Here is a 2732-nt window from a genome sequence, read left to right as displayed (position 1 = left end):
CCCCAACGTCGTCGTGGTTGAAACCCTCCTGAAGATGTTCGGCCCGACGCACTTGGGCGACTGACACCCCAGACGCTTCACACCCCAGCGCGAGCTGGCAGGTAATGACCCATTTTTCGAAAGATGAGGCATTAACTGCCAGCTCGCGCTCGGTGTTTAACGCATCTCACACATCATTAGTTTCCCAAAGCAATCATTTGGGCGTATAGTTGCTTTAGGCAAACAAAAGTGAGGTGTCTTCCATGGCTGTAGCATCCAGCACAGCAACCGAACTCGTCCATCAGATTTTCGATCTCCAGCGGGTGCTGCGTTGCATCGTCACCGCGAACATCGCGAAGGATGCCGACGTCGGGTTCGCCTTGCAAGGCGTCATGCGCTTCATCGGCGAGGGGGAGTCCCGGGCCACGAAGCTCGCATCCCGGCTCGGCGTCAGCCCACCGGTCCTCAGCAGGCACATCGCCGAACTGGAGGAACTCGGTTTGGTGGTCCGCCGTCCCGATCCTGCCGACGGCAGGGCCCAATTGGTGGCCCTCTCCGAAGCCGGCATCGAAAAGGTCCGGAACTTCGAAGAACAGCGCAGCCTCAATTTGCGGGCCTACCTCGCGGAGTGGAGCGAGGAAGACGCCTTGGAAGCAGGGCAGGTCCTGGAGAAATTGACCACATCACTCAACCACTCAGTCCGGGCAACGGCGGCCGGCTCCCACCACTTGAACCACACAGCTTAGGAGCAGCAGCAATGGCAACCCGAATACAAGAACGTTCGACGGCGGTACCGGCGTCATCCGCGCCCATGACGCACCGCCAGATCATGGAGGCCCTGACGGGCCTCCTCGCGGCATTCTTCACCGCCATCCTGAGCAGCACCATCGTGGCCAACGCCCTCCCGACCATCATGTCCGATCTCCACGGCACGCAAACGGACTTCGCGTGGGTCATCACGGCCGCACTGCTGGCCAACGCCGCAACTACCCCGATCTGGGGCAAGCTCGCCGATCTCTTCGACAAGAAGCTCCTGGTCCAGCTGAGCATCGTGGTCTTCGTGGCCGGCTCGGTCATGGCGGGCTTCTCCACGAGCATTCCCTTCCTGCTCACCGCCCGCGTCATCCAGGGCATCGCGATGGGCGGCCTCACCGCCTTGGCCCAGGCCATCATCGGCACCATGATTCCGCCGCGGGACCGCGGCAAGTACTCGGGTTACATGGGCGCCGTCATGGCGGTCGGTACCGCAGGTGGCCCGCTGCTCGGCGGCTTCATCGTTGACAGCCCGCTCGGCTGGCGCTGGACGTTCTTCGTCTGCGTGCCGCTCGCCGTCGTCGCACTCATCCTGCTCCAGGTGACCCTCAAGATCCAGCACATCAAGCGCCCCGCCAAGATCGACTGGCTCGGCTCCATCCTGCTGACCTCGGGCGTGAGCCTGCTCCTGATCTGGGTTTCCTTCGCCGGCAACCCGGACTATTACGACTGGATCTCCTGGCAGTCCGCCCTCATGGTAGGCGGCGGCGTGCTTCTCCTGGCCCTGCTGGTAGTGGTCGAATCCAAGGTGGCCCAGCCCATCATTCCGCTGAAGATCATCTCCCAGCGCACCACGGCTTTGGCGATCCTGGCCTCCGTCGCCGTCGGTATCGCGATGTTCAGCTCCTCCACGTTCCTTGGCCAGTACTTCCAGGTAGCCCGTGGCGCCACGCCTACCGAGGCCGGCCTCCTGACGCTGCCCATGATTGCGGGCAACCTCTTGGGCTCGGTGGCATCCGGCCAGCTGATCAGCCGCTTCGGTAAGTGGAAGCGCTTCCTCTTGGCGGGTACCGTGTTCCTGGCCGGTGGCCTTGCCTTCACCGGCACCATCGACCACACCACCGAACTGTGGATCACCTGCTGCTACACCGCCATTTTCGGGCTGGGCCTTGGCTTGCTCATGCAGAACCTGGTCCTCGCGGTCCAGAACACCGTCCGCGCGCAGGACATCGGCACCGCCAGCGCGTCCGTGGCATTCTTCCGCTCCGTCGGCGGTGCGATCGGCGTTTCGGTGCTCGGTGCCATCATGGCCACGCACGTCAAGGACCTTGCCACCCAAGGCCTCGCCGCGGCACACATCCCGGTGAGCGGCGGCTCCAGCAATGCGAGCATGGACCTGACGGATTTGCCGGCCCCAATCCGCGACATTATGCGGGCCGCCTACGGCGATGCCACCGCCCAGATCTTCATGATCTCCGCGGCGATTGCCCTGGTCGCGTTCATCGCAGTGCTCTTCATCAAGGAAGTTCCACTGCGGAAAACCGTGGACGCAACGCCTGAGAGGGAATTGCTGGCAAACGCTTCCGGCGAGGCCGGGATGACTCTGGACACCTCCACCCTGCCGGTTATCGAGTCCGCTGAGTTTGTCCCAGCAGCCGACGACGCCGGCACCCCCTTGGGTGCCAGCCGCGCCCGAGCGGCAGCCGAGAAGGAGCACGATGAGCTGGACCTTGAGTTCGCCCGCATCCTGACGCAGGAACGGCCCGATCCGGCAGCTGGCCTGCGCGAAGTCCAGGACCAGCTGGCCCGCACCCAACGGTTGCTGGCCGAGCAACAGCTTCAGTTGAGCAAGGCGCAGCGCGAGCTCCAAGTACGCGTGCAAGAACAACTTGCCACCGCCGTCGAGCAGTCGCGGATCGCCGAGGAGTTGGCCGCGCTGCGCAAGGAACTCAAGCGGGAACGCCGCCGCCAGGAACGGCCTGCCTTGCTGCTCCTCGCCG

2 protein-coding genes are annotated in these 2732 nt (G+C 63.9%); both read left to right on the top strand.

The window, feature by feature from the left end; genetic code table 11:
- The first annotated feature begins 242 nt into the window (after positions 1 to 242).
- Positions 243 to 725 (top strand): MarR family winged helix-turn-helix transcriptional regulator, encoded by a 483-nt coding sequence (locus tag AHiyo1_RS07450; protein WP_059388130.1) that lies wholly within the window; start codon positions 243 to 245, stop codon positions 723 to 725.
- A gap of 11 nt (positions 726 to 736) precedes the next feature.
- On the top strand, positions 737 to 2732 hold a 1996-nt coding region (locus AHiyo1_RS07445; protein ID WP_059388131.1), incomplete at its 3' end, for an MFS transporter.

The sequence above is a fragment of the Arthrobacter sp. Hiyo1 genome (assembly GCF_001263615.2).
Lineage (GTDB): Bacteria > Actinomycetota > Actinomycetes > Actinomycetales > Micrococcaceae > Arthrobacter.
This window is presented reverse-complemented; position numbering and strand designations above follow the sequence as displayed.